24 protein-coding genes and 1 tRNA gene are annotated in these 26,509 nt (G+C 34.2%); 4 read left to right on the top strand and 21 right to left on the bottom strand.

Annotated features, from left to right (window positions below; genetic code table 11):
- Positions 1–15 precede the first annotated feature (15 nt).
- Positions 16–1,308, bottom strand: coding sequence for a hexokinase family protein (locus tag H8718_RS00575; RefSeq protein WP_249331132.1), 1,293 nt, complete (start codon positions 1,306–1,308; stop codon positions 16–18).
- Between the two features lie 216 nt (positions 1,309–1,524).
- Here H8718_RS00575 and H8718_RS00570 point away from each other — a divergent pair, with 216 nt between their 5' ends.
- On the top strand, positions 1,525–2,379 hold the full coding sequence (locus H8718_RS00570) for a YitT family protein (protein WP_249331131.1): 855 nt from the start codon (positions 1,525–1,527) through the stop codon (positions 2,377–2,379).
- Between the two features lie 129 nt (positions 2,380–2,508).
- On the opposite strand, the gene H8718_RS00565 is transcribed toward H8718_RS00570, so the two are convergent.
- The 11 genes from H8718_RS00565 to H8718_RS00515 form a co-directional block, all read right to left on the bottom strand.
- Complete coding sequence (locus tag H8718_RS00565) at positions 2,509–3,135, bottom strand: DUF4004 family protein (protein WP_249331130.1); 627 nt, start codon at positions 3,133–3,135, stop codon at positions 2,509–2,511.
- Positions 3,135–3,845, bottom strand: coding sequence for a hypothetical protein (locus H8718_RS00560; protein ID WP_249331129.1), 711 nt, complete (start codon positions 3,843–3,845; stop codon positions 3,135–3,137). Before H8718_RS00560 ends, H8718_RS00565 begins: the two co-directional genes overlap by 1 nt.
- An 11-nt stretch (positions 3,846–3,856) precedes the next feature.
- The gene (locus H8718_RS00555) at positions 3,857–4,597 is read right to left on the bottom strand and encodes a polymer-forming cytoskeletal protein (RefSeq protein WP_177671226.1); all 741 of its coding nucleotides are present in this window, start codon (positions 4,595–4,597) and stop codon (positions 3,857–3,859) included.
- A 157-nt stretch (positions 4,598–4,754) separates the two neighbouring features.
- Positions 4,755–7,355, bottom strand: a complete 2,601-nt coding sequence (gene clpB / locus H8718_RS00550; RefSeq protein ID WP_249331128.1) for an ATP-dependent chaperone ClpB — start codon at positions 7,353–7,355, stop codon at positions 4,755–4,757.
- A gap of 33 nt (positions 7,356–7,388) precedes the next feature.
- Positions 7,389–8,036, bottom strand: a complete 648-nt coding sequence (locus H8718_RS00545; RefSeq protein WP_249331127.1) for a hypothetical protein — start codon at positions 8,034–8,036, stop codon at positions 7,389–7,391.
- A 185-nt stretch (positions 8,037–8,221) separates the two neighbouring features.
- Complete coding sequence (locus tag H8718_RS00540) at positions 8,222–9,562, bottom strand: CoA-disulfide reductase (protein ID WP_249331126.1); 1,341 nt, start codon at positions 9,560–9,562, stop codon at positions 8,222–8,224.
- A complete protein-coding gene (locus tag H8718_RS00535; RefSeq protein ID WP_249331125.1) occupies positions 9,559–10,944 on the bottom strand; it encodes a cation:dicarboxylate symporter family transporter in 1,386 nt (461 codons plus the stop codon). Before H8718_RS00535 ends, H8718_RS00540 begins: the two co-directional genes overlap by 4 nt.
- A 62-nt stretch (positions 10,945–11,006) precedes the next feature.
- Positions 11,007–12,275, bottom strand: coding sequence for an L-cysteine desulfidase family protein (locus H8718_RS00530; RefSeq protein WP_249331124.1), 1,269 nt, complete (start codon positions 12,273–12,275; stop codon positions 11,007–11,009).
- A 67-nt stretch (positions 12,276–12,342) separates the two neighbouring features.
- Positions 12,343–13,932, bottom strand: coding sequence for an ABC-F family ATP-binding cassette domain-containing protein (locus H8718_RS00525; protein ID WP_177671232.1), 1,590 nt, complete (start codon positions 13,930–13,932; stop codon positions 12,343–12,345).
- A 113-nt stretch (positions 13,933–14,045) separates the two neighbouring features.
- Positions 14,046–14,192: a hypothetical protein gene (locus tag H8718_RS00520; protein ID WP_177671233.1), complete on the bottom strand. Its 147-nt coding sequence runs from the start codon at positions 14,190–14,192 to the stop codon at positions 14,046–14,048.
- A gap of 21 nt (positions 14,193–14,213) precedes the next feature.
- Positions 14,214–14,951 (bottom strand): class I SAM-dependent methyltransferase, encoded by a 738-nt coding sequence (locus H8718_RS00515; RefSeq protein WP_177671234.1) that lies wholly within the window; start codon positions 14,949–14,951, stop codon positions 14,214–14,216.
- A gap of 181 nt (positions 14,952–15,132) precedes the next feature.
- Between H8718_RS00515 and H8718_RS00510 the strand changes: the two genes are divergently transcribed.
- On the top strand, positions 15,133–15,651 hold the full coding sequence (locus H8718_RS00510; protein ID WP_249331123.1) for a QueT transporter family protein: 519 nt from the start codon (positions 15,133–15,135) through the stop codon (positions 15,649–15,651).
- 41 nt (positions 15,652–15,692) lie between these two features.
- On the opposite strand, the gene H8718_RS20730 is transcribed toward H8718_RS00510, so the two are convergent.
- Entirely contained in the window at positions 15,693–16,544 is an 852-nt protein-coding gene (locus H8718_RS20730; protein WP_249331122.1) for a hemolysin family protein, read from the bottom strand.
- Between the two features lie 53 nt (positions 16,545–16,597).
- Entirely contained in the window at positions 16,598–17,422 is an 825-nt protein-coding gene (locus H8718_RS00500) for an HAD family hydrolase (protein ID WP_249331121.1), read from the bottom strand.
- Positions 17,423–17,545: 123 nt separating this feature from the next.
- Here H8718_RS00500 and H8718_RS00495 point away from each other — a divergent pair, with 123 nt between their 5' ends.
- Entirely contained in the window at positions 17,546–18,739 is a 1,194-nt protein-coding gene (locus H8718_RS00495) for a cation diffusion facilitator family transporter (RefSeq protein ID WP_249331120.1), read from the top strand.
- Between the two features lie 21 nt (positions 18,740–18,760).
- Here H8718_RS00495 and H8718_RS00490 read toward each other — a convergent pair whose 3' ends face one another.
- From H8718_RS00490 to H8718_RS00475, 4 genes are all read right to left on the bottom strand, one after another.
- On the bottom strand, positions 18,761–19,168 hold the full coding sequence (locus H8718_RS00490) for a hypothetical protein (RefSeq protein ID WP_249331119.1): 408 nt from the start codon (positions 19,166–19,168) through the stop codon (positions 18,761–18,763).
- A 122-nt stretch (positions 19,169–19,290) separates the two neighbouring features.
- Positions 19,291–20,829 (bottom strand): AbgT family transporter, encoded by a 1,539-nt coding sequence (locus tag H8718_RS00485; protein WP_177671240.1) that lies wholly within the window; start codon positions 20,827–20,829, stop codon positions 19,291–19,293.
- A 423-nt stretch (positions 20,830–21,252) separates the two neighbouring features.
- The gene (locus H8718_RS00480) at positions 21,253–22,119 is read right to left on the bottom strand and encodes a DegV family protein (RefSeq protein WP_249331118.1); all 867 of its coding nucleotides are present in this window, start codon (positions 22,117–22,119) and stop codon (positions 21,253–21,255) included.
- A gap of 82 nt (positions 22,120–22,201) precedes the next feature.
- Positions 22,202–22,828, bottom strand: a complete 627-nt coding sequence (locus H8718_RS00475) for a CBS domain-containing protein (protein WP_249331117.1) — start codon at positions 22,826–22,828, stop codon at positions 22,202–22,204.
- 158 nt (positions 22,829–22,986) lie between these two features.
- On the opposite strand from H8718_RS00475, the gene H8718_RS00470 reads away from it, so the two are divergent.
- Positions 22,987–23,059, top strand: a tRNA-Thr gene (locus H8718_RS00470).
- A gap of 272 nt (positions 23,060–23,331) precedes the next feature.
- Here H8718_RS00470 and H8718_RS00465 read toward each other — a convergent pair.
- The 3 genes from H8718_RS00465 to pyk form a co-directional block, all read right to left on the bottom strand.
- Positions 23,332–24,012 carry an LrgB family protein gene (locus tag H8718_RS00465; RefSeq protein WP_177671243.1) on the bottom strand — a complete coding sequence of 227 codons (681 nt, stop codon included), beginning with the start codon at positions 24,010–24,012 and terminating at the stop codon, positions 23,332–23,334.
- Positions 24,009–24,380 (bottom strand): CidA/LrgA family protein, encoded by a 372-nt coding sequence (locus tag H8718_RS00460; protein WP_177671244.1) that lies wholly within the window; start codon positions 24,378–24,380, stop codon positions 24,009–24,011. The genes H8718_RS00465 and H8718_RS00460 overlap by 4 nt, the downstream gene beginning before the upstream one ends.
- Positions 24,381–24,991: 611 nt before the next feature.
- Complete coding sequence (gene pyk / locus H8718_RS00455; RefSeq protein ID WP_249331116.1) at positions 24,992–26,413, bottom strand: pyruvate kinase; 1,422 nt, start codon at positions 26,411–26,413, stop codon at positions 24,992–24,994.
- Positions 26,414–26,509: the final 96 nt, after the last annotated feature.

Genomic DNA, 26,509 nt, shown 5'->3' with positions numbered 1-26,509 from the left:
TCTCCTTTGTTTTGATTATGATAATGCAGCAATAGCTGTTCCAATTAAGTTAAGATCTTCACCTTTGATAAATTCATAGTAGTGACCATGCTCTTTTACAAGGTAAGCTTTCATATAATAGTCAAGTTTTTCTTTATAGCCTTTAAGCTTGTAGAAAGTAGTCCCTTCTCCAACAATAGCTACAGGTCTTGCCATATCACGACCTGTATTTGTTTTAAGAATACATGCACTTAATTTGATTGCACAGATTTTAGCTGCACGCTCAATCATAGCATCAATTAATTCATACATAAGTGTTGTATCTGCCTCTTCTGCATTACATTTTACAAGTACATTTTCTTGATTGTGTGGGGCAGCCATAAAGAAGCTTACATCAATAAGCTCTAAGCCTTCAAGTTGTAATAAAGCCTTATTACATTCAGCTGAGAATATCCCTTCACTTGCTGCACCTTTTAACACCTCTTGTACAAGTGGTCCTAAGTATCTACCACTTACCATTTTTTCTAACTGATACTCTCCAGGATTGTTAGAAGTTTCATCAAGCTTAGCATCCATTATCCCTCTTGGTAGTTTGTTATAACCACCAGATTCTGTATTGATAATCATTGTTTGATCTTCTGCATCATTGATTTTAGTAATAGCGTCTACATTTTCAATATAGCAAAGGTTTGTCCCTGTACCAAAGATGAAACCAATATATCCATCAAATACGCGATGACTCGTAATTCCTTTACCACCAAGAAGTGTTGCTACTGTATCATTTAAGATGGCTACTGTGCGATCTTTACCATCCACTTCTTTTAACCCAGCTACAAGGTTAGCACCAATTTTTTCACCTACAACTTCTGGTGCTTTTACTTCTTTTGTCCAGTAAAGAAGGACACCATCTTTGTCTTTATTAATCTCTGTAGGGTAAGAGAAGCAAAAACCTATATCTGTAGATTTTTCAGCCACTTCTTTTGTATGATCTACTAAAGCACCGAAAAATTCTTGTTTACTAAGTTCACGTGCAATACCTGGCATTTGTGTTTTAGAAAAATCGCTTACTGAAGCTTTCATGTTATCATCAAAGCTTACAAGACCTACTCTGAAGTTCGTCCCACCTGCATCAATAACAACAGCTGGTTTATTCATTTGAATCTCATTTTTTACAGATAAATATGTAGGAATCATAGCTAAACTACTACCTTCTGTAGATAAGCCCTTATCCATTTCTTCAATAAACTTTTGGCATTCTGCTTCAAAGTTAAGATCGCCATAGTACATGCCATGCTGACTTAAAAATTGAGTAATAATTGTCTTTGACATATTCTTTCCCTTTCCTTTATCACATTCAAACTTTAATCATTTTCTACCTTATCATATCATGTATAAGTCCCTCCGTTAAGAGTAATTTTATATAAATGTTAGTATTTTTTGGTTCTTACTAAAATTACGTTCTATCTTGTTGATTTTTAACTTTTAAAAAGGTATAATTGACACATTGCTTTAGTTGAATAATACATATTTATGGAGACTTGTGTGATGAATAACAAGATTAAAAGTATTTTTTCTATTTTGCTTGGAACTTTTCTAATGGCTATCGCAGTTAATGGGATTCTTGTTCCAAATCAGATGCTTAGTGGGGGCATCAGTGGTATTTCTTTATTCCTACATTTTTTAGCTGGTACGAATTTAAGTTTGACGAATATTTTACTTAATATTCCACTCTTTATACTAGCTTTCATTTTTCTCAAAAGAAGATTCATCTACTTTAGTTTACTTGGTATGATATGCTTTTCATTTTGGCTTGAACTAACCAATGGCTTTGTCATTCCAACTCAAAGTCCTCTTACTATTATTCTTGTAGCAGGTCTTTTAAATGGCCTAGGCATGGGAATTCTCTTTAGAGGTGATGCTTCTGTTGGAGGAACAGACATTATAGCTAAAATCCTGAATAAGTTTTTCTCATTTAGTATGGGAAATGTTATTCTTTCTATCAATATGGTCATTATGTTGACTTCTATCTTTGCATTTGGTATTGATATTTCCATCTTAACTGCAGCAAGTATGTTTATTAGCAGTCAAACTACAAATTATGTAGTAGATGGACTTAACAGACGTCGTACAGTCTCCATCATTACCTCTCCTGATACAGGTCAAGCTATCGCCAAAGATATTATGGAAGTCATGAATAGAGGTGTAACTATTGTTCCTGCTATAGGTGGTTATACTCATCAAAATAAATATATTCTTTATGCAAATGTAAACTTACGAGAAGTTGCTAAACTCAAACACATTGTATCTGCGCATGATAGCCATGCCTTTGTCACTGTTTCTGACGTAGCACAAGTAATTGGAAACGGTCGTGGCTTCTTATCACTTGAACAAAATAATTAAAAAAGAGCAAGTATAATCTTTATACTTGCTCTTTTTTAATACATACCACTTAGCTTGTGCTGTATGCATTTCTTTATATTTACCTTCTTACTTGATGAGCTATTGCCGTTTAAATTATAGAAGTTTAAATTACATAAGTTCAAATTTAATAGTGCTTATTTCATCATATAAATTTACCCATGTTACCATTCTATAATTATCATTAAAGACAATATCTTGTTCTGATTTAACACCCATAACAAAAGGTACCCCCATAGCTCTTAACACATAGATTCTATTACTCTCACCTGTAAGTGCTTCAAAATGGGCATGAATAAAACGAATAAGTTCCTGACACTCAGGTAAAGTTAACTCCCCTGCCGTCAGTTTATCTTTAAGGACCTTAATCCCTACTACCTGTTCTATGGTGTCAATCTTTTTACTCCCCGTAATATCTTTATAAATGTTAATAACATGCTCTGTAATAACACTTTTTCTGATGAGTCTATCTAAATCTAGATTAGCATGTTCAAATTCTACACTAAACATCTTGGCTAAATCATCTAAAGAAGCCTCATCTTTCATATTGACTATCATTTCAATACGGTCTAAAATTTTCTCCCTGGGAAAGAAAGTTTCCTGCCCTGTTGAAACAGATTTTTTTATAAACCATTCTTCAGGAATAATATTTTTACGTTTCCACCTATAAAGCTGTCCATAGGAAATTCCTGTTTGTTCTAATAATTCTTTTTTTGAAATAAGTTCCTCCATATTCATCACCTGTCTCTTCTTGTTGTTATTTGGATCTGTTGGCCTATTTTAGCACTTTCATGAATCTTAAGTGATTCACTATATTCAATTTTATCAATCTCACACTTTGGTCCAATCTCTATATGTTTCCCTCTTACAACTCCTATTTTAGCTGTATCTACATAAATAGTATCTCCTTCTATCACTTCTGCCTCTAATCGGCTATTCTCATCCCCTACCTTTATTTTTACACTACTTAAGAATTTGTTTTTTAACCCACTTTCTACAATTTTAACTGTTTTTCCTATACGAATTTCTCCCCCACCTATTTCCTTTACATTGCATCCCCCTAGAAGTTCTATGAAAATTTGTTCACAATGGATAGCTTGTGCCTGCTCTATTCCACCTCTTAAAATGAATGTTTCAGCTTGCAATGTATCCGTAAGATTAAGCATACCATATGCTCTAAATGTATCTACTTTAATATGTCCATCTACTTGCCCATAACCCATTATCTGCAATTCATTACCTTCTAAGTATCCCTTAAAACCAAAATATCCAGCTGTTTTACATTTACAAAACTGTATGCTTCCATTTCCTTCAGCACTACCTGCTGAAGAAAATTTATTACACTTTATGCTCCCATCAACTTCTCCATTTCCCATAATACGTACTTTATTATAAGTCCCTTCTATACACTTGCCATCGCCCATTATTACAACATTTCCACTAGCCATATCCATCCTCCCTATAGCTTAATTATATCTTTTACAATAGCAGTCTCACTCACTTTAATTTCTTGAGTATATTCTACGCATCTTACCTCCGCATTAGGTCCAAGTGTTATATGCTCTCCCCTAATGGTATCTACCTTAGCATTAGCTACATAAATAGTATCTCCCTCGATTAAATTACCTGTTATACCCTCCATGCTCCCACCAGTAAACATACCAAAAAGCTTGTAAAGATATGGTCTAGATGTTTCACTATAGCCATTAATAGAAACAGTAGATGCACCAATCTCATTAAAAGAACAAGTTCCATTACCACTTCTACATTCAATAATTACTTTTTCAGCATTAATAGTTCCTTCATTTTTAATACTACCATCTATGCGTACTTCTTCAGCTTCTATATTTTTCCCTACTGATAAAGCACCTGAACCACAAACTATTTCTCCCTTTACGCTACCTACTATTTTTGTAGCACCAGATACAGATAAGCTTCCCCCTTTAACATCGCCTTCTATTTTACAACATCCACTGGCTTTAATCTCTAACCCTTCTACATTACCCGTTACTTTTCCTGAACCTGAACAGCTAAACCTTTCACATACAACATTTCCTACAACTTTACTTGCACCAGACCCTGAGAAACTCTTACAGCGTATATCTCCATTTATTTTCCCAGAACCACTAATTGATACACTATCAAATTCTCCTCCTGGATAACTCCCTGCTCCACTAATATGCAAATCTCTATTTCTCATTTAAAACATCTCCTCTTCTCTATTTTCTATGTTAAATTTAATATATCACAACAATGTTTTATTGTAAATATATAAATATAACATTGTTTCATTTATATTGTTGTATTAAAAAAGAGGCTTTCCTTTCGCGAAAACCTCTTTTTTAATCTCTCTATTTCTATTCTATTGAAATTTTAAGTTCTTGCCCATCATAATCTACTACAAAGGTTGAGAACGGTTCTACATCATTAGCAATAAGCATACGCCCAATCAGTGTTTCTACTTTACGCTGTAAGAAACGTTTAAGTGGTCTTGCTCCAAATACAGGATCAAAGCCTTGTTCTGCAAGATAAACCTTTGCCTCATGAGTAAGTTTTACACTAAGCTGTCTATCCGCTAAACGTCTGTTAAGGTCTGTCACAAGTAAGTCTACAATCTGGATAATTTGTTCTTTCATAAGTGGTTTATAAATAACAATATCGTCTAGACGGTTAAGGAATTCAGGTCTAAAATGCATTTTTAATCTATTATTAACACCTTCCTCTACCTCATTTGTAATTTCACCCGTATCTGTAATACCTTCTAAAATAAGGTCAGAGCCAATATTAGAAGTTAAGATAATAATAGTATTTTTAAAGTCTACTGTACGCCCTTTAGAATCTGTAATACGCCCATCATCTAATACTTGCAGCAGCACATTAAAGATATCTGGATGTGCTTTTTCAACTTCATCAAAAAGAATAACTGCATAAGGTTTACGTCTTACAGCTTCTGTAAGCTGACCACCTTCTTCATATCCTACATACCCTGGAGGTGCTCCAATAAGTCTTGCCACTGCATGTTTTTCCATATACTCACTCATATCAATACGAATCATAGCATTTTCGTCATCAAAGAGTGATTCTGCAAGAGCCTTAGCGAGTTCTGTTTTACCTACACCTGTTGGTCCTAAGAATAAGAAGGAACCAATTGGTCTACGTGGATCTTTAATACCCGCACGTGCACGAATAATAGCATCGCTTACTTTGGATACAGCTTCCTCCTGTCCAATAACACGTTTATGGATAATTTCTTCTAAACGAAGGAGTTTATGACGTTCACCTTCCATCAATTTTGTCACTGGAATATGAGTCCATCTTGAAATAATTTTTGCAATTTCTTCTTCATTTACCTTATCACGAAGGAGCCCTGCTTCACCTAGCTCATGGACTTTTTCCTCAGCTTCTTTGAGTTTTTTCTCAAGTCCCGGAATAATACCGTATTTATATTCTGCGACTTTATTAAGGTCATAATCGCGTTCATATTTCTGCATAGTTGCTGTAGCTTGTTCAATTTCTTCTTTTGTATTTCTTACAGAAGTAATCAATTCTTTTTCGTTTTCCCATTTGATGTGCATTGCATTAAATTTATCTTTAAGTTCTGCTAGTTCTTTTCTTGTCTCTTTAAGATTTTCTCTAGAAACAGCATCCTCTTCTTTTTTAAGAGCCGCTTCTGCTATCTCAAGTTGCATGACTTTACGTGCAATCTCATCAAGCTCTGTTGGCATAGAATCCATTTCTGTACGAAGCATAGCACATGCCTCATCTACAAGGTCAATAGCTTTATCTGGTAAGAAACGCTCTGAAATATAACGGTCTGAAAGTGTAGCTGCTGCAATGAGAGCATTATCCTGAATTTGTACACCATGATAAATTTCATAGCGTTCCTTAAGACCACGTAAAATAGCAATAGTATCTTCTACAGTAGGTTCACTTACCATAACAGGTTGAAAACGTCTTTCAAGCGCTGCATCTTTCTCAATGTATTGACGATGTTCATTAAGAGTAGTCGCGCCTATACAATGAAGCTCCCCTCTTGCAAGCATTGGTTTAAGAAGGTTACCTGCATCCATAGAGCCTTCTGTTTTACCTGCTCCTACAATATTATGAATTTCATCAATGAATAAGATAATACGCCCCTCACTTTTCTTAATTTCCTCAAGTACAGCTTTAAGACGTTCTTCAAACTCTCCTCTAAATTTAGCCCCTGCAATGAGTGCCCCCATATCAAGTGAGAAGATTGTTTTATCTTTAAGACTTTCTGGAACATCACCATTTAAAATACGTTGTGCAAGTCCTTCTGCAATAGCTGTTTTACCTACGCCAGGTTCACCAATAAGAACTGGATTATTCTTTGTCTTACGAGAAAGAATACGGATAACATTACGAATTTCACTATCGCGACCAATAACAGGGTCTAGCTTGCCATCTCTTGCACGTTGTACTAGATCATAACCATATTTAGAAAGTACATCATATGTGCCTTCTGGTGCATCACTTGTTACACGGCTAGCACCACGCACTGTTTTAAGCACTTCACTGAAGTTTTTCTTATTAATATTATAAGCACGAAGTATATTACTTACTTCATAGTTAGCAGTCTCAATAAGTGCAAGCATAATATGTTCTACAGAAATATAATCGTCTTGCATCTTTCCAGCTATTTTTTCACTCTTCACAAGCATTTTATCTACATCTTGTGAAATATAAATCTTATCCGGCTCTCTACCTGGTCCTGAAACTCTTGGTTTTTTATTAATAGCTGTTACAACCGCTTCTTTAACAGCTTTTACATCACAGTTCATTTTAGTTAAAATACTTGGAATAAGTCCATCTTCTTGATCTAAAAGGGCATAGAAAACATGCTCTTGATCAACCTGTGTATTTTCATGACTGATTGTAACGCTTTGTGCTTGATTTAAAGCTTCTAATGATTTTTGTGTAAACTTTTGCATATTCATACAAATACCCTCCTTCATTTATAGGTATTAATTTTAAACAAGTATTAAACTACTTTGTATATACGTATTAAAATGATTGCTAAGTTCCCTATTTAAATACGGTATATTATCGATATATTGGAAATAAATTTTAATCCCTTTATCTACCGCTTTAATATAATCTGCAATAGCACTTGCAATCTGTTCCCCTTCACAAATCCTATCATCCTGTTTAATGAGCTCACGCATCCACTTACCTCCCTGATCAATTTGCCATCCTGGAAGTTTTACCTGCTTCTCCTGCATAGTCCATAACTCAAAAAAGTGTGACAGGTATTTTTGAAGAACATCACTCTGCGTTCTAGAGATTACCTTGAGTTCACCTATTCTACTTCCTGCACTTCGATCTAATGTAATAGCATACCGAATAGTTGGATTATATTTATATCTTAAAACACTTCGTATACTCATCATAGAATCTGCTGCCTGAGGTTGAATCTGAAAATGGCTATAGCCATCCAATAGCTTCTCTACTTCATTAAACACATTTCTCATTTGCATTTCTGGGGTAATGAGTGCTACCTTTTCTGCTAATATTTGATTAATTAAATTCGAGCGACTTGTTCCTAGTCTATAGGCAAGTGCATCTATTGCTTCTACTACATCATCCATAAGAACGATACTATATACACTTTTCTTCATCTCATCACCTCTTTATGGTATTATTGTATGACTTTTTATTTTTATTGTCAATATCATTATATAATTATATTTACGGATTATTTTAGTAATTTTTTCCTTGTTTTATATGCTTCACTTATAGTATGTACTTTCTTGCAAATAAAAAACATCAGCCTAAAAGACTGATGTTTTGATTTGATTATTAATTATTTAGCTGTATTAGATGCAATCAGTGCTGTATCCCACACACCGCTAAATGGTGGTGAATAACATAAATCCATAAAGCCAAATTCATCAACTGTAAGACCGCTATAAATAGCAATAGCATAATAATTGGCTCTTGGTACTACAACACCACTTCCTACGGCTTGAGCACCTAATATTTTTCTTGTCTCAGCATGATAAATGACTTTAATTGTCACTTTTTCATTGCCATAATAAGAAGCATAACTATTTCCTGTAATAGTATTAGCCTTATAAGGAATACCTAATCTTTTGGCTTCATTTTCAGAAATACCTACTTTTGCAGCATCTACTTCAAAAAGCTTAAGCGCAGAACTTCCAATTAATTTGAAAGGCTTTCTTTCTTTACCACCAATTAAGTCTGCTATAATTCTACCTTGTTTATTAGCATTTGTTCCAAGAGGAGCATATAAGAGTGCGCCTGTTACAGAAGATTTCATAACACTGCAATCTCCTGCTGCATAAATATCTGATATACTTGTCTCCATATCTTCATTGACGATAATAGCGCCATTTGCTGCTTTATCTACACCTTTAATAAAATCTGTATAAGGTTTAATACCTGCACAGTTAATAACCATGTCAGCTTCTAACGTTATAGTCTCTTCCTCATTTGCAATAACCATCTGACAAATATTATCATTCTCTGAAATAAGTTTAGTAGCTTTAAATCCTGTAAAGACTTTTACTTCGTTTTTAATAAGCTCCTCAGTTAAAACACTTGTTACTTCTTCATCCATAACACTTAAAATACGATCTGAAAGCTCTACTAAGGTTACTTGTTTATTGTATTTCTTACACGCTTCAATCATTTCAAGACCAATGAAGCCTGCTCCTACTACAACCACATGATTTACAGATGCATCTTGAAGACGTTCCTTAACTAAGGTACCATCTGCCACATTACGAATTTCATATAAATTGTTATACGGATAATTAAACGGAGCAAAACGGTTAACACCTGCTCCACTTCCTATTACAAGCTTATCATAATGGTCTGTGAAAGTCTCATTCTTTACAAGGTCACGTACTGTAACCATTTTTTGCACTTCATCCACTGCGATTACTTCATGATAGATTTTCACGGGTATACCACTTGCTGCAAATTGCTCAGGTGTACGTGCGATAAGGTCTTCACCTTTTTTAATGTGGTCTGATACATAAAAAGGTATACCACATGCACCATAAGAAATCTCATTACCTTTTTCATATACGACAATCTCTACTTGCTCACCTAGATTACGTTTTAACTTTGTAGCAGTACTCATACCTGCTGCTACACCACCAATAATAACTACTTTCATTTAGATACCTCTTTTCTAAAGTGCTCCATATCCATCTGTCCTAACGTACGGTCTACTATAATAGCATTAACCATAGAACCGGTTACATTGATTAAAGTTCTTCCCATATCTACAATAGGGTCTATGGCTAAAATCGGACTGACTACTGGGAATGATGATGCTAAACCAACTCCTGATAAAGCTACTGAAGCTGCCATAGTTGCTGTACCTGGAATTCCTGCGATTCCTAATGAACCTAGTGCTACAACAATGACTGACATGGCAATAAAAGTTATATCTATCGGCATACCATTTACATTGGCTACAAAGATAAGAAGTAACGCCGGGAAGACCCCTGCACATCCTTGCATACCTGCTGTTGTACCAAATCCAGCTACAAAACTAGCCGTCCCATCATTAACACCTAATTTATCTGTTAAAGTTTCAATTGTAAGCGGTAATGCCCCTACACTTGATCTAGATGTAAAAGCTAAAATCATAACAGGTAATGCTTTTTTCATATAAATAACTGGATTTACTCCAAAAATTGCAAGCGCTATCAGCTGAATCACAAACATAATAGCAACAGCTACATAAAGTGCTATAATGAAAATACCTACTTCTAAAATACTTGCAAGTCCACGCTGAGCGATGGTATTAGCTAAAAGTGCAATAACTGCGTATGGCATATATTTAATAATCGTCATAGCCACACTCATAATAATCTTTTGAAGTGCATTAATTAAATCAAAAAATGGTTTAACTATATCAAAGTATTTTTTAGACATACGTTTTGCACCCATTCCAAAAAATACTGCCATAATTACAAGTGCAATGATATTGACATCTACCATAGCTTTTACTGGATTTGCTGGAAGTAAACCTCTTAAAGTATCTACTACATTCGTTACTTCCTTAATCTCAGCACTACCACCTACTACTGCCATACCCTTTCCTACACCAAAGGCCATACCTACACCTAATCCTACAAGTACTGCTATAATAACCATAGTCATAGTAACAATCATAGCATTTTTTGTAAGCTTTCCAATATTAGCGCCCTCTTTCATATTAATAATAACATGAATGATAGAAACCATTACAAGAGGTATAACAAGCATTCTAATAAGGTCTATAAATCCATTCCCTATCAATCCATACCACTTAGTTGTTTCAGCTACGAAAGTAATCTGCATTGGATCATTTGAAAATCCTGAAATAAATTGTATAATAAGTCCTAATACAAGACCTAGAATTGTTCCTATAATCATGCGTTTAGAAAAGTTTACTTTTTTCTTTTGAAGTCTATGCATAACTGCAAAAAGACCTACTAAGAGCACAATACAAAGAAGTGTTCTAAGGTCACTTAACATTAAAAAATCTGTAAAAAATACACTATTCATACTTTGCCTCCTTAATGCCTAATCTATAATGTCTATTAAATCTATCATATATCCCTTAGGAATTAGTTTTCTAACATAATGTCTAAAATCACTTCATCTGTCTGATGCATACCTACACTTGCAAGTTTTCCAACTGCCGCAATAGTTCCCTCTACATCCTCTTTGATGATTCCTGTTCCTGGCTCAAAAGTATTCCCTTCTAAAGCCATAAGATGCGCAAGAAGTGCTGCTTCTAAACTTGTTGCAATCTTAGCTGCACAAGATGGTTTAGCACCATCACAAACAATACCTGATGCAACAGCTAAGGTATTGGTAATAGTCTGGCTAATAGCCTCTAAATCAGCACCTTTTTCTAAATAAGTGAGCCCACATGCTGCTCCACATGATGCACTTACAGCACCACAATAAGCTGACAATCTACCTATACCTGTTTTTTGATGAATACTAATAAGAAGTGCTAAAGCTAACGCTCTATGAAGTTTTTCTTCAGATACATTTTTATAGTGTGCATACTCTACAACTGGTAGTGTACAAGTCATACCTTGATTGCCACTTCCTACTACTGTTACAACTGGATAAGGACATCCTCCCATACGGGCATCTGAACCTGCTGCTCCCATTGCCTTAAGTCTTGCATAGATATTATCTTCTCCATAATATTTGTAAATCGTTCTAGCTACTTCATTACCGTAACGTGCTTCAAGCCCTTCTTTTGCGATACTCGTGTTGTTACATACCACTTCATTTAATAAATCTTTTAATATATCTTGATCCACTTCCTGAACAAACTGACAGATTCCTGAAACACTTAATATGCTTCTATCTACACTATAGCCTTTTGGATTTGTTTCTTCTAGATTTTCTTGAAATAATATCTTTCCATTTTTTATAACCTTACTAATATTATGATGTGTTCTTTTAAGTTCTACACTAACTTGTGTATCACCTTTCATACATTCTACAATAATATGAAGCTTTTCAGTTGTGTCTAGTTTATGCAGTGTTATATTTCCCTTTTCTAAAAGTGCCTTAGCCTGATCTATTTGCTGCTTACTTACTTCTTGTAAGATTTCTAATTCCTTATCACTTCCTTTTACAACAAAGCCAAGAGCTGTACAAGCTAAAATACCTTTTAAACCTTGTCCATTAGGAATTTCTACACTTTTTGCATTTTTAATAAAGTTCCCACTACATCTGATATCTACCTTCTCTGGTAAGCCTCCTAGCACTTCTCCTGCTTTTGCTGCTGCGAGTACTACTGCAATAGGTTCCGTGCATCCAATTGCTACTACTAGTTCTTCTCTTAAAATCTCTAAATAGTCTTTAATCATACTTATTCTCCCTGCTTTTAAAGAAAGTCTACTTCCTATACCTTAAAAGAAGTAGACTTTCCAAACCTTATTTGTTTTTTTGCTCTAGGTAATCATCATAGCTCATCATACGATCCACAATACCATCTGTTTTTATTTCGATAATACGATTTGAAACAGTTTGAATAAATTGGTGGTCATGTGATGTAAAGAGAACATTGCCTTTAAAGTTAATAAGACCATTATTAAGTGCTGTAATAGACTCAAGATCCAAGTGGTTAGTTGGTTGGTCAAGAAGTAATACGTTAGAACCAGCAAGCATCATTCTTGAAAGCATACAACGTACTTTTTCTCCCCCTGATAATACTTTAGCTGGCTTAAGTGCATCTTCACCTGCAAAGAGCATACGTCCTAAGAAACCACGAAGGTAACTTTCAGATTTTTCATCTGAGTATTGACGTAACCAGTTAATAAGGTCAAGATCACAATCATTGAAGTATTCACTATTATCTTTAGGGAAGTAAGATGTAGATGTTGTAACACCCCATTTTACAGTACCTGTATCTGGTTCTTCTTCACCTGCAAGAATCTTAAATAATGCAGTAATTCCGATTTCATCTTCACCGATAATGGCAATTTTATCTTCTTTATTAACTCTGAAAGTAACATTATCAAGTACTTTTACACCATCGATTGTTTTAGATACGTTTTCTACATAAAGAATTTCATTTCCTACTTCACGGTCTTGATTGAAAGCTACGAATGGGTAGCGACGTGAAGAAGCTGGCATCTCCTCAAGAGAAATTTTATCAAGCATTTTTCTACGTGATGTTGCTTGTTTTGATTTTGATTTATTAGCAGAGAAACGGGTAATAAAGTTTTGAAGTTCTTTAATTTTATCTTCATTTTTCTTATTTTGTGCTTTCATTAAGCTTTGAATCATTTGACTTGATTCATACCAGAAGTCGTAATTACCTACATACATTTTAATTTTACCGTAATCAATATCTACTGTATGTGTACATACTGTATTTAAGAAGTGACGGTCATGAGATACTACGATAACTGTACCTGGGAAGTCAAGTAAGAAATCTTCAAGCCAGTTTACTGATTGAATATCTAAATGGTTAGTAGGCTCATCGAGTAATAAGATACCTGGTTGGCCAAATAAAGCTTGTGCAAGAAGTACCTTAACTTTATCTCCACCATTTAAGTCTTTCATAAGGTTATAGTGAAGGTCAATACCTACCCCTAACCCTTGTAGAAGTTGAGATGCTTCTGACTCTGCTTCCCAACCATTCATTTCAGCAAATTCACCTTCAAGTTCAGAAGCACGTACACCATCTTCGTCTGTAAAGTCTTCTTTAGCATAAAGTGCTTCTTTTTCTTGCATAATTTCATAGAGTCTTGCATTACCACGAATAACAGTTTCAAGCACTTGACACTCATCATATTGGTAGTGGTCCTGTTTTAAAACTGACATCCTGATATTAGAAGGAATGCTAACTTCACCTGTTGAACTATCAATTTCACCAGATAAAATTTTAAGAAATGTTGATTTTCCTGCACCGTTAGCACCAATTACACCATAGCAGTTACCTGGTGTGAATTTAAGATTTACATCTTTAAATAGCTTGGTACCACCGTACTGTAAGCTTACGTCTGATACTGTAATCATGAGATTCTCCTTTATTTAAAAACAAATTAATAAGCAAATTCAATTTCACAATTTGTAATTATACCACAAAAAATACTTAAAGAAAAGGATGGTCTATTTGGCCATCCTTTTCTTTATTCCATATCATGAAACATGCAGTAATCTATTCCGTCTTTAGGAAGGTTATAAATACAATGCGCACATTTATGTGTTTCTATATGTCTATCTTCACAACCCCTAAGACCTTGCTCTAACAAACTATTCAATGCTTCATTTGTCATTTGTTATACACCCTTTTCTTTTTAGTATGCCCCTTTTTCTAGAACTACTATACAGTGATAGCTTTCATCTTCATTAAAATCTGATTTTCCAAAATCTCCATAACAAGTATTTACTTTAAAACCTGCTTTGTTACAAAGTGCTACCAGATTATCTTTTAAGAGTGGGATAAGTTTCGTAGCGTGCTCCTCTACCTTATCTTTTAGGTGTAACTTGGTCTTGAAATCCACATATTTCTCATTCTCATCCACTTCATAGCTTCTAAAGAACTTAAGTCCTACCTCCTCATGAAAAATATCAGGTAATTTAGTCTGCCCATGTTTAAGAACACGGTCATAATTGATAATCTGAATAATTGCTTTTCCATCTTCCTGAAGAACTTTATATAGGTCTTTTAAAAAGCTTTCTATCTTCTCTTCATCTTCCAAATGTACAAGAGAATTACCAATACAGTAAGCTACATCAAACTTACCTTGTATATAGTTTTTCATATTTTCCATAGGACAATGAATAAGAGCAAGGGATACCTCTTCAAGATCAGCCTTAGCTTTGGCACTTTCAATCATGCCTGCATCATTATCAAGTGCTGTTACCAGGTAGCCAGACTTCGCCATAGCAATCGCATAACTGCCATTACCACAGGCTATATCTAACACTTGCTTCGTACCATTTCCTATAATCTCTTTTAAAAACTTAATCTGACTTGGGTGGGCAGGAAAAATATAATCATAATAAGGAGCAATCGTACTATAAAAAGACATGATATGCGCCTCCTTTTCTTGGTAATATGTATAGTATAATAACCAATGGCTATTAAATTATTCAAAGGGTTGCTTTTTAAAATTAAAACACGTATACTACCTTGTGGTATAAACTTTTATACTTGTAGACAGTTCGGAAGCCTCCTGTCTCTAAATAAAACTACGGTAAAGGAGAATAAACATGAAAAACATCAATTCAACAAAAAGACTTGTAACAGTAGCAGCAGTAGCAGCTATTTATGCCGTACTGACTGTTGCACTAGCACCAATCAGCTATGGCAATCTGCAGTTTAGAGTCTCTGAACTTCTTGTGCTGCTCGCCTTCTTTGATCCATTTTATATCGCTGGTCTTACACTCGGCTGCCTTGTAGCTAATTTATTAGGCCCTAATGGTATAATGGATGTGATTTTTGGTACACTGGCTACCTTTATCAGCGTATCTGCTATCAGCCTAACAGCAAAGTTCACTAAAGGCTCTAAGCTTGGTCTTTGGCTAAGTTCTTTATGGCCAACTTTATTCAATGGACTTATTATTGGCTGGATGTTACATTACTTATTTGAACTCCCACTTGCTTTAACCATGCTTGAAGTAGGTATTGGAGAATTCGTTGTTGTTACTATTGTAGGTGGACCACTCTTCATACTTATTATGAAGAAGTATCCACATTTACTTCATGCACATAGACAAAATATGCAATAAAAAGAACCGTCACCCCTCTTATAAAAGGGTGACGGTTCTTTTTATACAGCAATGGAGTGCATAAGATAAATCTTAAGTGTTTCGACACGATTAGATTTTACCTTTTCCACTTCAAATACAATATTTTTATACGATACAGAAACGGCCTGTTTAGGAATCCACCCGATTAAATTGATCACAAATCCACCAATGGTATCAAAATGCTCACATTCAATTTCTAGCCCTAAGTGTTTATTAACATCCTCAATATGAGTCAAACCATCCACCAGATAAGTATGTTCATCTATCTGCTCGATTTCCTCATAGGAGGTATGCTCATCTGCAATCTCTCCTACTACCTGACTTACAATATCATCTACTGTAACAATACCTTGGAAATCTCCATACTCATCTAAAATAACCGCTAGATGATTTTTCGTCTCCTGAAGTTCTCTAAAAAGTGTTGCAATGGTTTTCGTCTCAGGAACATAATAGGCTGGCTTCATAAGTTTTTTTACTTCAAGGTTATCTACGCCTTCCCTAAGTGCCCATTCATACAACTCCTTAGCATGTAGTATTCCTACAATATTATGTGGTACGTCTTCATAGACCGGAATACGTGAAAAAGGATGACTCATCATCATATCAAGCACAGCTTTGCCTGACTTTTTCATCTCTACACTTACAACAGTTGCTCGCGGTGTCATAATCTCTAGAGCAGTCTTATCATCAAATGAAAAGACACCATAAAGCATATCTTTTGCAGTTTGATCAATAAGCCCATTTTCATTCCCTTGATTGATCAGTGTCTTAATATCTTCTTCCGATACTTCTTTTTTTAATCTTGCTTTTTTAGGTATTAGAGATTCTTTAATACGTTTAAAAATCTGCCTAGACCTCGGCTGGCCTTCCACGGCGATTCCCCCTTTATCAATTAAACTTATATATAACTATATGCATCATTTTATCATTTTTGCCACTTTGATTCAATAAACTTTGCCACACCATCTTCATTATGGTGACCAATCACTTGTGTACTAAGTTCTTTAATTTTTTCAACAGCATTAGCTACTGCACAGCCTTCATCTGCCATTTCAAACATTTCTATATCATTATAATTATCTCCGAAGCAGACAAGTTTATCAAATCCAAATGTTTTTTTCAAAAACTTAATTGCATTTGCTTTAGAAACTTCCTCACTATAAATTTCTAAGTAATATACGCCTGCGTTATAAATATCTTCATAAAATACTTGGTTAACTTTATCATAACCTTTTAAAACCTCATAGATACTACGTACTGCCTCTTCCTCACCTATTACAACAAAATAAGCAACTCTTGCATCTAATGGTGTTTCTTCTGCTTTAAAAAGTTTACGTGGATTATTTTGTCTTTCCTCATAAAACTTCTTTTGTGCTTCATTTGTGAAAGCTCCATGATAAGCTATGAGCTGATTATTGTCAATACAGTAAGTAAAAGCATTTTGTTTCTTCTCTTTTAGAAGGTTCTCTATCACTTTTACCATATCAATCTCTAAGTAATTAACATGTTCATAAGTTGATGTCGCCATATTATAAACAGCTGCTCCATTCATTACTACAACTGGCACACTAATTTCTACACCCTTTAGCATATCCACTACAGTTGCAGGAGTACGTGCTGTTGCAATACTAAAACAAAGCCCCTCTGCTATTTTTTCATTTAAGATTTTCTTTGTATAGTCTGATACTTTCTTTTCTTTATTTAACAAGGTTCCATCCAAATCTGAAATCCATAATGTCTTATTTGCCATAATGCCTCCTCATAAGTAGTCTATTTCTATTATAACAGATTTTCCTCTACTTTTCTTTTGGTATTTGCATACAATAGCTAGAAATGCTAAACTGATAGCATATTATTTATGTAGGAGGGTACTATGACGCAGTTTCTTATTCGTACTTTCATTAAAGATTATCAAGATATTCAAAATCCCATTATCCGTGAAAAGTATGGTTTTCTAGGTAGTGCTGTAGGCATTTTCTGTAACATCTTACTTTTTATTTTTAAACTTATTGTAGGTATTTTATCTGGTAGTGTTTCTATTACAGCTGATGCTATTAATAACTTATCAGATGCAGCTTCCTCCATTGTAACTTTGGTAGGTTTTAAAATTTCCTCTAAACCTGCTGATCAGGACCATCCTTTTGGTCATGCACGTGTAGAATATGTAGCTGGACTTGTTATTTCCTTTATCATCATTTTCTTAGGTCTTCAATTAGCAGGTTCTTCTATCTCCAAAATTTTTTCACCCACACCTATATATGTTTCATGGATAACAATGCTTGTCCTTAGTATCTCTATTTTAGTCAAGTTTTGGATGAGTCTCTTCAACAGACACTTAGGTAAAAAAATTGATTCCACTACACTTAACGCTACTGCAACAGATAGCTTAAATGATGTGATTGCTACAAGTAGCGTTCTTATTTCTATGGTGATCTTTTATTTCACTTCTATTAACTTAGATGGCTTTATTGGGCTTATTGTAGCATGCTTTATTATCTACTCCGGTATTAATATTATTAAAGATACCATTAACCCCCTTTTAGGAGAAGCACCTACAACAGAACTTGTAGATAAAATTCATAGCAAAATTTTAACTTATGAAGGTGTACTAGGCTTACATGACCTAATGGTACATAACTATGGACCAAACAGATGCTTTGCTTCCGTGCACGTGGAAGTATCTGCAGCTGAAGATATTTTAGAGAGTCATGACCTTATTGACCGTATTGAACGTGACTTTATTCTAGAATTAGGTATCCATCTTGTTATTCATTTAGATCCTATTATTAAAGATGATGCTGTCTCAAATGCTCTTAAAGATATTATTTTAAGTATCTTAGATGAAATAGACCCTATTTTATCTATCCATGATTTCAGAATTGTCCAAGGGGTAACACACACTAATCTTATTTTTGATATTACAGTTCCCCCTGAATTTAAAATGTCAGATAAAGAGCTAGCTTACCTTATTGACAAACAGCTTAAAACTCAAGATGAATCTTTCCATAGCGTTATTACTATAGACCGTAATTATATTCCTACAATGATAAACACCACGAAGTCCTAACTTCATGGTGTTTATCATTTTTTATTCATCTCTTCCAGGCGCAGGCAGTGCCTCTACCTCAAATATAACACGCTTTTTTATACGATACATACGTTTTTTATCAATGTAATCTACTGCAATTTTATATCTTCCTGCTTGAACAACCTCAATAAGCCATCTATGTTTATGATCCTCATCTACACTATCTTTAATGTGCTTTATTCCAACAGGTATATTTAACTTCCATGTAAAACGCCCGTCTGCAACTTCATCAAGTTCAATTCTAAGAATCTGCCCCACTGTACACTGATTGTATCCAGGTAATAATGTAAAATAGTCCTCTTCTATATTAAGACCTGCATCTTTAATCCATTCAGAGTTCTCATCAGAACGATTGAGTAAGGAAAAAAGAGTCCATGCAGCTAACGCTGAGTGCATCTTTGAATTCATAATAGCTAGCCTCCTCTAGTCCTTAATAGACTAAACTCATCTATACTATTATATTCCTATTACCATTTATTTGTTATTCTAACCTAAAAGGACTCTGAAAAATTTTTCAGAGTCCTTTTTAACTAAAATCCTAATGGAATACCAAATGTAAAGAATCCAATTAAAAGTGCTGTCCAAACAACAAGGAAAGCTACTGAATACGGGAACATAAGTCCAATAAGATCACCAATTGTATATTCTGGCTTGTATTTTCTCATGAATACTAGGATAACCCCTGCGTAAGACATAAGTGGTGTAATGATATTTGTTGATGAGTCAGCTACCCTATAAGCCGCTGCAACAATATCTGGTGTCATACCTGAATGTACTTGGAATAACATTGGGATGAAGATTGGTCCAAGAAGCATCCATTTTGATGTTAAACCACCTACGAAAAGGTTGATAATCGCTGTTGTAATAATAAATCCAATAATAAGAAGGATTGGAGAATTATCAAGTCCCATAGCTTGAAGTCCCTTAGCTCCTAAGAATGTAATGTATGTTCCAAGGTTACATTCTGTTAAAAGTGCTAAGAAGTTATATGAGAAGAATGTTAAAACAAGTACATATCCCATATTACCCATTTGTTTTGCCATAGCACGTATAACATCTTGAGCACTTTTGAAAAGCCCCATTTTAATACCGAAAAATAAACCTGGTACAAAGAATAAGAATGTAATCATTAAAATAATGTTATCAATAAATGGTGTTACTTTTGTACCTTCTTCTGTAACAAAAGAAGCAAGTGGTCCAAACCCTAAATATGCTACAACCACGCCTGCAAGAAGTAAACCAAGTCCAGCAAACTTAAGTGCTTTATTTTCTTCTGGTTTAACTGTGAAATCACTTAAATCAATATCATCTGGAATGGTATAGCTTTGTTTTTCTAATCTAGGCTTAATGAATTTAACTGTTACAAAAGCACCTACAAGTGTTAATAAGATTGTAGAAGCTGCAATGAAGAAGTAGTGCATTGTAGGTCCATTAAGTGCCTCGCCCGCTGCATTAGCAAAAGGTACACCTTGACTCTCTGCGAAAAGCTGAGCATTTTTACCGATGATAACATCACTTGGTGTACTTGGGAATAAATTCGCACTAAATCCTGCTGATACCCCGGCGAAAGCCGCAGCCATACCGATAAGAGGATTTTTCTTAAGTCCTGCGTAAAGAAGCCCTGCAAGAGGAATAAGAATAAGATATCCTGCATCTGATGCAATACTACTCATAATCCCTAAAAATACTAAAGCAACTGGTAAAAATTTATCTGATACTTTAAGTCCTATTTTTTTAATTAATGCTGTAAGTAAACCTGATTCTTCTGCAATCCCTACCCCTAACATAACAATAAGGATTGTACCAAGTACCCCACCACCATAGGATAACCAGTTTTTAAGTAAGGCATTATTAAATATCCATTGGATATTTTCTGCTTCAAACATATTTTTTATTTCATGAACAATGGTACCACCATCGGCACTCATTGTTTCAAATGTTTTACCACCCATTACAAGAGTAAGTATCATTGTAATGACATACAATCCCATAAAGATAATAACTGGATCAGGTATTTTTTTACCAATTTTCTCTATTAGAGATGTACTTGATTTCTTTTTCTCTTTCATATTTATTCCTCCTGTCTTTACTTTACTGTCTCGTTTCTAGCTCTTCATCAACCTTATGTTAACTTTTCTTGCCCCTATCATAACACAGTCCATTGCAACTTGTAAACCTATTTTATGCATTTTCTTATGAATACCATAAAATTCCCCTTACTTCTTTTTTTACTTATTGCTTGTTATAAAAATGCATTTATTTTTTCAAGCTATCTACAAAAACTTCCACTAAACCATTGATAATAAGTAACTCACTTTATTTAATTAAAGTGTATAAAGCTTTCATTTTTTGAGTTAAACATAAAAAAAACATCTTAAAAAAGATGTTTTTTTAGTTAAATATTTTTTTATTTTTTTCTTTCCCTATTATTATTTTGCAAGTTCAAAACCCTAATCCTGCAATTTATATTTCTTATATCTCACTTTTTAGAATTATCTTTCTTTACCTACAAATAATACACCTAAAGCATCCGGGCCTACATGAGTTCCTATAATGGCTCCCATAGGATTAATAATGACTTCTTTAACTGGTAAAGCTTCTAAAATCATTTCTTTTAATTTTATGGCACGTTCCTCGTCATCACCATGAGCAACAAAGATTGTAGTTTCTTCCAAATCTATCCCTTTTTCTTCTATGGTGTTAACTAAAAATTTAAAGGCAGCTTTTGTTCCTTTTAGTTTAGGACCTTGAATAACTTTCCCTTCTAAATCTAACTTAACACTTGGTTTAATATTAAGCAAAGAACCGACTACAGAAGTTGTACTCGAAATGCGTCCACCTCTTTTTAAAAAATTAAGATCATCTACTACAATAGCATGTACAACTTTTTCCCTATGGCTAAGAATCCATTCTATAACCTCTTCTTTTGAAGCTCCCTTCTCTATCTGCTCTGCAGCTCCATAGACAAGCGCCCCCTCTCCTAAAGTTGCACTTTTTGAATCAATAATGGTAATATCCGCATTCTTATATTTTTCAAGCATATTTTCTCTTGCCATAAGTGCACTATTTACTGTTCCACTTAATACGCTTGCAAGACCAATAAAAATAATAGAATCTCCATTTAATACATATCCTTCAAAAAGTTCTTCAAAGGTATGCACATTAACTTGTGACGTAGAAGTCAGTTCTCCTTCACGGAGCATCTGATAGAAGGTATCATACTGTACAGTCTGTCCTAGATCATCTTTATAAAATTCACCTTTAATATTTACTTGTAAAGATGCGATATCTATGTGATGTGCTTGTACATATGCAAGTGGTAAATCACATGCTGAATCTGTTATTAATCGAATTGCCATATTATCACACTCCCTAATCTATCCCAAAAATTTTCATATTCAAACTACTTGACTCTGAAAAAGACAACCAATCTGGTCGTCTTTATTCTTCATCTACACGCTTAACAGTAAATCCCCCTCCATTAAGTGCCTCAATAAGCGCTTTAATATTTTTACTATCTACACGCATAATAATCTCTCTTAAATTCATGACTTCTATATCAATTTCTGCAATACTAAGAATGTTAACATCTTGTTTGGTAATAATTTCTGTTAAAGCAGCAAGTCTACCTTTTACATCTCTTGTGATGACTTCAATACGTGTATGCCCAACACCTAAAATTTTATTAAAGGTTTTAAAAATAGCCTTATGCGTTACAATCCCATTAAAATTTCCCTTTTCATTAACTACAGGTACAAACTGCAAGTTATGTTCTGCTAGTATTTTTCCCGGTACTTCAACCAAATCTCTTTCACTCACGGCATCAATCTTCGTCTTCATGAATTCTGCTACTTTACGCTCTAAAAATTCTTCCTTGTCCTCATTACTCTTAAAATACTCTTCGAAGATGTATTTCTTTGAAATGATTCCGACAAATTTATTACCTTGAACTACAGGTAATGAGAGCAAATTATGTGCATCAATAAGTGCAATTGTGTCTTTAACAGTGTCTTCTAATGCTACTGTCGTAAGCTTCTCTATAGGTATCATAATATTCTTAACCATCATTTTTCTATCCCCTCCTAGTTTATATATTTATCTCATTATAGCATAAATATTTCAAACATTTAATTGTATTATTTAATTATCCTATTTTTATATACTTTTCCTCTTTACTATTTGTCTTTTATCATGTAATATAGAATATACTAATAACTTTAATTTGTGCTGGAATAGCTCAGTCGGTAGAGCAATTGATTCGTAATCAATAGGTCGCGTGTTCAAGTCACGTTTCCAGCTTAAAAAGCAAAATCCAGGTTATCCCTTTATGGCATAACCTGGATTTTTTTAGCCTATTTTTTTATCTCTATAATTTTAAAGCTCTTCTATATAGCCTCCCCCCTTGTGCTCGGCTTAATAAATGCATATTGGTTCGTAATCATAATAAGTGCAGCGTCCATACATACAATCCTATAAGTCCTCAACACAGCTGGCTTCTTTTTCTAATGCATTCAAGCCCAATAAGACCTCTGAATAAAATATAAAACTCTTTATTCTTTTTCACTCTTAAGTTATAAAAACAATGAAAATAATACTGTGAAGATTCCCATTATACCTATAGCAAGCCCAGACATAGCTCCTTCAATTTCGCCAATCTGTACAGCTTTACTTGTTCCCATTGCATGGCTGGAAGCACCAATAGCAAGTCCTGATGCTACAGAACATCCTTCCAGCTTAAAAATCTTAATAAGTCCTGGTGCTATTACAGCACCTAATATTCCTGTAATAACTACTGCTGCTATAGTAATAGAAGCAATCCCTCCATGCTGAACAGACACTTCAACAGCAATAGGTGTTGTTACTGATTTAGGTAGCAGTGAAGCTAATAAAGCTTCATCTAATCCAAATGCTCTACAAAGTAAAAGAACACTTCCTATGGAAGTTAACGCACCTACTCCCGTTGCAACTATAATAGGAATAATATTCTTCTTAAGAATCTCTACTTGTTCATACATAGGTACAGCCAATACTACAGTTGCTGGTCCTAGTAGTAAGTTAATCATATCTCCACCTTCATTAAAAATCTCAAGAGGTATGTCTAGCATCTTAAGCATAACAATAACAAGTGCAATAGCTATTAATAAAGGATTCAGTGCATCTATTTTTGTTTTCCTATGAATCCATCCTCCCATTTCAAAAGCACCTATACAAAGCATAATACTAAATAAAGGCGATGTTATCAGTTCTCTCATTTTTTTCTCTTCCATCCTTCCTGTAATCTTATAACAGCTTTAGCTGTTAAACCTGTAGCTGCAAATGTAATAATAGTTGTTAGAACACATACTATTAAAATCTTAAACCAATCATCTTGTATAAGCTCAATACTCTCTATAATAGATACACCTGCAGGAATAAACAAAAATGCCATATGGCTTAGTAAAAAGCGTCCTACAGTCTGTACATGTTTAACTTTAATCCACTTAAGCAGTAGCCCTATAAACATTAAGAGCATCCCTATAATATTACCTGGAATTGTGATAGGAAGCAGCGTGGCAATACCTTCTCCCATAAAATATAATGCAAATATAATAGCCGTCTGCAATAAAATTGATGTATACATTGCTTGTCTCCTTTGTATTCATTATTCAATAATTCATTATACAACTTCAATAATTTATTCACAATAAAAAAGGCTGTTAATCAGCCTTTTAGTTTAAATCTCCTTTTTTTAAGATGTTTAAATAGTTCCTCTAATTGTTCCATTTGCCCTCTTCTCTTCTTAAAAAAAGTACTACTCCAAAATGCATTATAATAGTTCTCCCTCATTTTCTCACCCCTAGACATTATGATAGTTATAATATGCATGTACCTTTTATTTTGTCCCCTATTTAATGCATAAAAAAGTAGCTTACAAAAGTAAGCTACTTTCAATCCAATTAAGACATGTATGATACTACACCACGTGCACTATCCATAATTACTGTTGTACCATTTTTAAGATTTTAGTTGCATAAGCTGCATTAACAATTACTGGAATATCCAATGCTATCCCTATAATTACTATCTGTGAGTTAAGGTTAGATTGTTATGTAATGATACCAGCTACTTTTTAATAAATGGTAAAATTTCATTTGAAACTTGTAAATTTCTCTTAACAGTTTCCTTATTGTGACAGGTGTATACATTTCTGCTTACGATTTTATCGTTAAGACCTGTTCCTAATAGAAGGATTTAACCAATTACATCAACTTTCATGATATTTGTTGTACCAGAAACACCAAGTGGCATACCACCTGTTAATACAACTAAATCACCTTTTGATACAATACCTGTTTTTTCTGCTGCCTTCATAGCTACTTCAAAAAGATCTGTTGTATCTTGTTGTTCATCAATAAGTACAGGAATAACGCCCCATGTCATGCTAAGTTGTCTATATGTTTTTTCTGATGTTGTACATCCAATAATTGGTGCTAATGGACGATATTTAGAAATCATATGTGCAGTACGTCCTGATTTTGTTACAGTTACGATTGCTTTCGCATTTAAGTCGTGTGCTGCTGCACATGTTGAGTAAGAAATTGCATTTGTTACATTTTGTACGCCATCTGAATCTCTGTTTTTAAAACGTTTGATATAATCAATATTTTTTTCTGTATGAAGTGCAATACGTGCCATGATTTTTAATGCTTCAATTGGGTAAGCACCTGCTGCTGTTTCACCAGAAAGCATAATTGCACTTGTACCATCATAGATAGCATTTGCAACGTCGTTTGTTTCCGCACGAGTTGGTCTAGGATTTTTCATCATAGAATCAAGCATTTGTGTTGCTGTAATTACTTGTTTACCTGCATTGTAAACTTTTTTGATAATCATTTTTTGAAGTCCTGGTACTTCTTCAAGAGGAATTTCAACACCCATATCCCCACGAGCAACCATTACACCATCTGCAACACGGATAATTTCATCAATGTTGTTAACACCTTCACGGTTCTCAATTTTAGCAATGATTTTCATATCAGTACGATCGTGTTCTTCAAGGATTTTACGAATTTCTAAGATATCATCAGCTGTTCTTGTGAAAGAAGCTGCAATAAAATCAAATCCTGTTTTAGCCCCGAAGATCATATCTTCTCTATCTTTTTGGCTGATGAATGGCATTGAAAGGCTTGCATCTGGTAAGTTAACACCTTTGTTGTTTGAAACAGCACCATCATTCATAACTTTACAGATAACATCTGTACCATCTTTAATCTCAAGAACATTAAGTTCAATAAGACCATCATCTAAAAGAATAGCAGAGCCTACATGTACATCGCTTGGTAAGTTTTTATAAGTAACACTTACAATGTCTTTTGTACCCTCTACTTCACGTGTTGTAAGTGTGAATGTATCACCTTTTTGAAGCATTACTTTTGTATCTTTGAATTTACAGATACGGATTTCTGGACCTTTTGTATCAAGCATCGTTGCTACTGGAAGGCCTAATTGCTCTCTAATTTTTACAACTGTGTCATATTTTTGCTTGTGTGTTTCATGGTCACCATGTGAAAAATTAAAACGGCAAATATCCATGCCGGCAAGCATTAATTCGCGTAATACTTTCTCATCTTCTGTTGCTGGACCAAGTGTGCATATAATTTTTGTTTTTCTCATGTTTTTCACTCCAATATTCTAGCTGTCTTAACTATTTCTTCAACTAACATAATACTGTATTTAAATGGTTATATTCAAGTGTGAATAGCTGAATTT

Source organism: Zhenhengia yiwuensis (assembly GCF_014384995.1).
Lineage (GTDB): Bacteria > Bacillota > Clostridia > Lachnospirales > Cellulosilyticaceae > Zhenhengia > Zhenhengia yiwuensis.
This window is presented reverse-complemented; position numbering and strand designations above follow the sequence as displayed.

Coding starts and splice junctions, on each gene's coding strand:
- H8718_RS00575 (WP_249331132.1), bottom strand. CDS start 1,308: ATGTCAAAGACAATTATTACTCAATTTTTAAGTCAGCATGGCATGTAC.
- H8718_RS00570 (WP_249331131.1), top strand. CDS start 1,525: ATGAATAACAAGATTAAAAGTATTTTTTCTATTTTGCTTGGAACTTTT.
- H8718_RS00565 (WP_249331130.1), bottom strand. CDS start 3,135: ATGAATATGGAGGAACTTATTTCAAAAAAAGAATTATTAGAACAAACA.
- H8718_RS00560 (WP_249331129.1), bottom strand. CDS start 3,845: ATGGCTAGTGGAAATGTTGTAATAATGGGCGATGGCAAGTGTATAGAA.
- H8718_RS00555 (WP_177671226.1), bottom strand. CDS start 4,597: ATGAGAAATAGAGATTTGCATATTAGTGGAGCAGGGAGTTATCCAGGA.
- clpB (WP_249331128.1), bottom strand. CDS start 7,355: ATGAATATGCAAAAGTTTACACAAAAATCATTAGAAGCTTTAAATCAA.
- H8718_RS00545 (WP_249331127.1), bottom strand. CDS start 8,036: ATGAAGAAAAGTGTATATAGTATCGTTCTTATGGATGATGTAGTAGAA.
- H8718_RS00540 (WP_249331126.1), bottom strand. CDS start 9,562: ATGAAAGTAGTTATTATTGGTGGTGTAGCAGCAGGTATGAGTACTGCT.
- H8718_RS00535 (WP_249331125.1), bottom strand. CDS start 10,944: ATGAATAGTGTATTTTTTACAGATTTTTTAATGTTAAGTGACCTTAGA.
- H8718_RS00530 (WP_249331124.1), bottom strand. CDS start 12,275: ATGATTAAAGACTATTTAGAGATTTTAAGAGAAGAACTAGTAGTAGCA.
- H8718_RS00525 (WP_177671232.1), bottom strand. CDS start 13,932: ATGATTACAGTATCAGACGTAAGCTTACAGTACGGTGGTACCAAGCTA.
- H8718_RS00520 (WP_177671233.1), bottom strand. CDS start 14,192: ATGACAAATGAAGCATTGAATAGTTTGTTAGAGCAAGGTCTTAGGGGT.
- H8718_RS00515 (WP_177671234.1), bottom strand. CDS start 14,951: ATGTCTTTTTATAGTACGATTGCTCCTTATTATGATTATATTTTTCCT.
- H8718_RS00510 (WP_249331123.1), top strand. CDS start 15,133: ATGAAAAACATCAATTCAACAAAAAGACTTGTAACAGTAGCAGCAGTA.
- H8718_RS00500 (WP_249331121.1), bottom strand. CDS start 17,422: ATGGCAAATAAGACATTATGGATTTCAGATTTGGATGGAACCTTGTTA.
- H8718_RS00495 (WP_249331120.1), top strand. CDS start 17,546: ATGACGCAGTTTCTTATTCGTACTTTCATTAAAGATTATCAAGATATT.
- H8718_RS00490 (WP_249331119.1), bottom strand. CDS start 19,168: ATGAATTCAAAGATGCACTCAGCGTTAGCTGCATGGACTCTTTTTTCC.
- H8718_RS00485 (WP_177671240.1), bottom strand. CDS start 20,829: ATGAAAGAGAAAAAGAAATCAAGTACATCTCTAATAGAGAAAATTGGT.
- H8718_RS00480 (WP_249331118.1), bottom strand. CDS start 22,119: ATGGCAATTCGATTAATAACAGATTCAGCATGTGATTTACCACTTGCA.
- H8718_RS00475 (WP_249331117.1), bottom strand. CDS start 22,828: ATGATGGTTAAGAATATTATGATACCTATAGAGAAGCTTACGACAGTA.
- H8718_RS00465 (WP_177671243.1), bottom strand. CDS start 24,012: ATGAGAGAACTGATAACATCGCCTTTATTTAGTATTATGCTTTGTATA.
- H8718_RS00460 (WP_177671244.1), bottom strand. CDS start 24,380: ATGTATACATCAATTTTATTGCAGACGGCTATTATATTTGCATTATAT.
- pyk (WP_249331116.1), bottom strand. CDS start 26,413: ATGAGAAAAACAAAAATTATATGCACACTTGGTCCAGCAACAGAAGAT.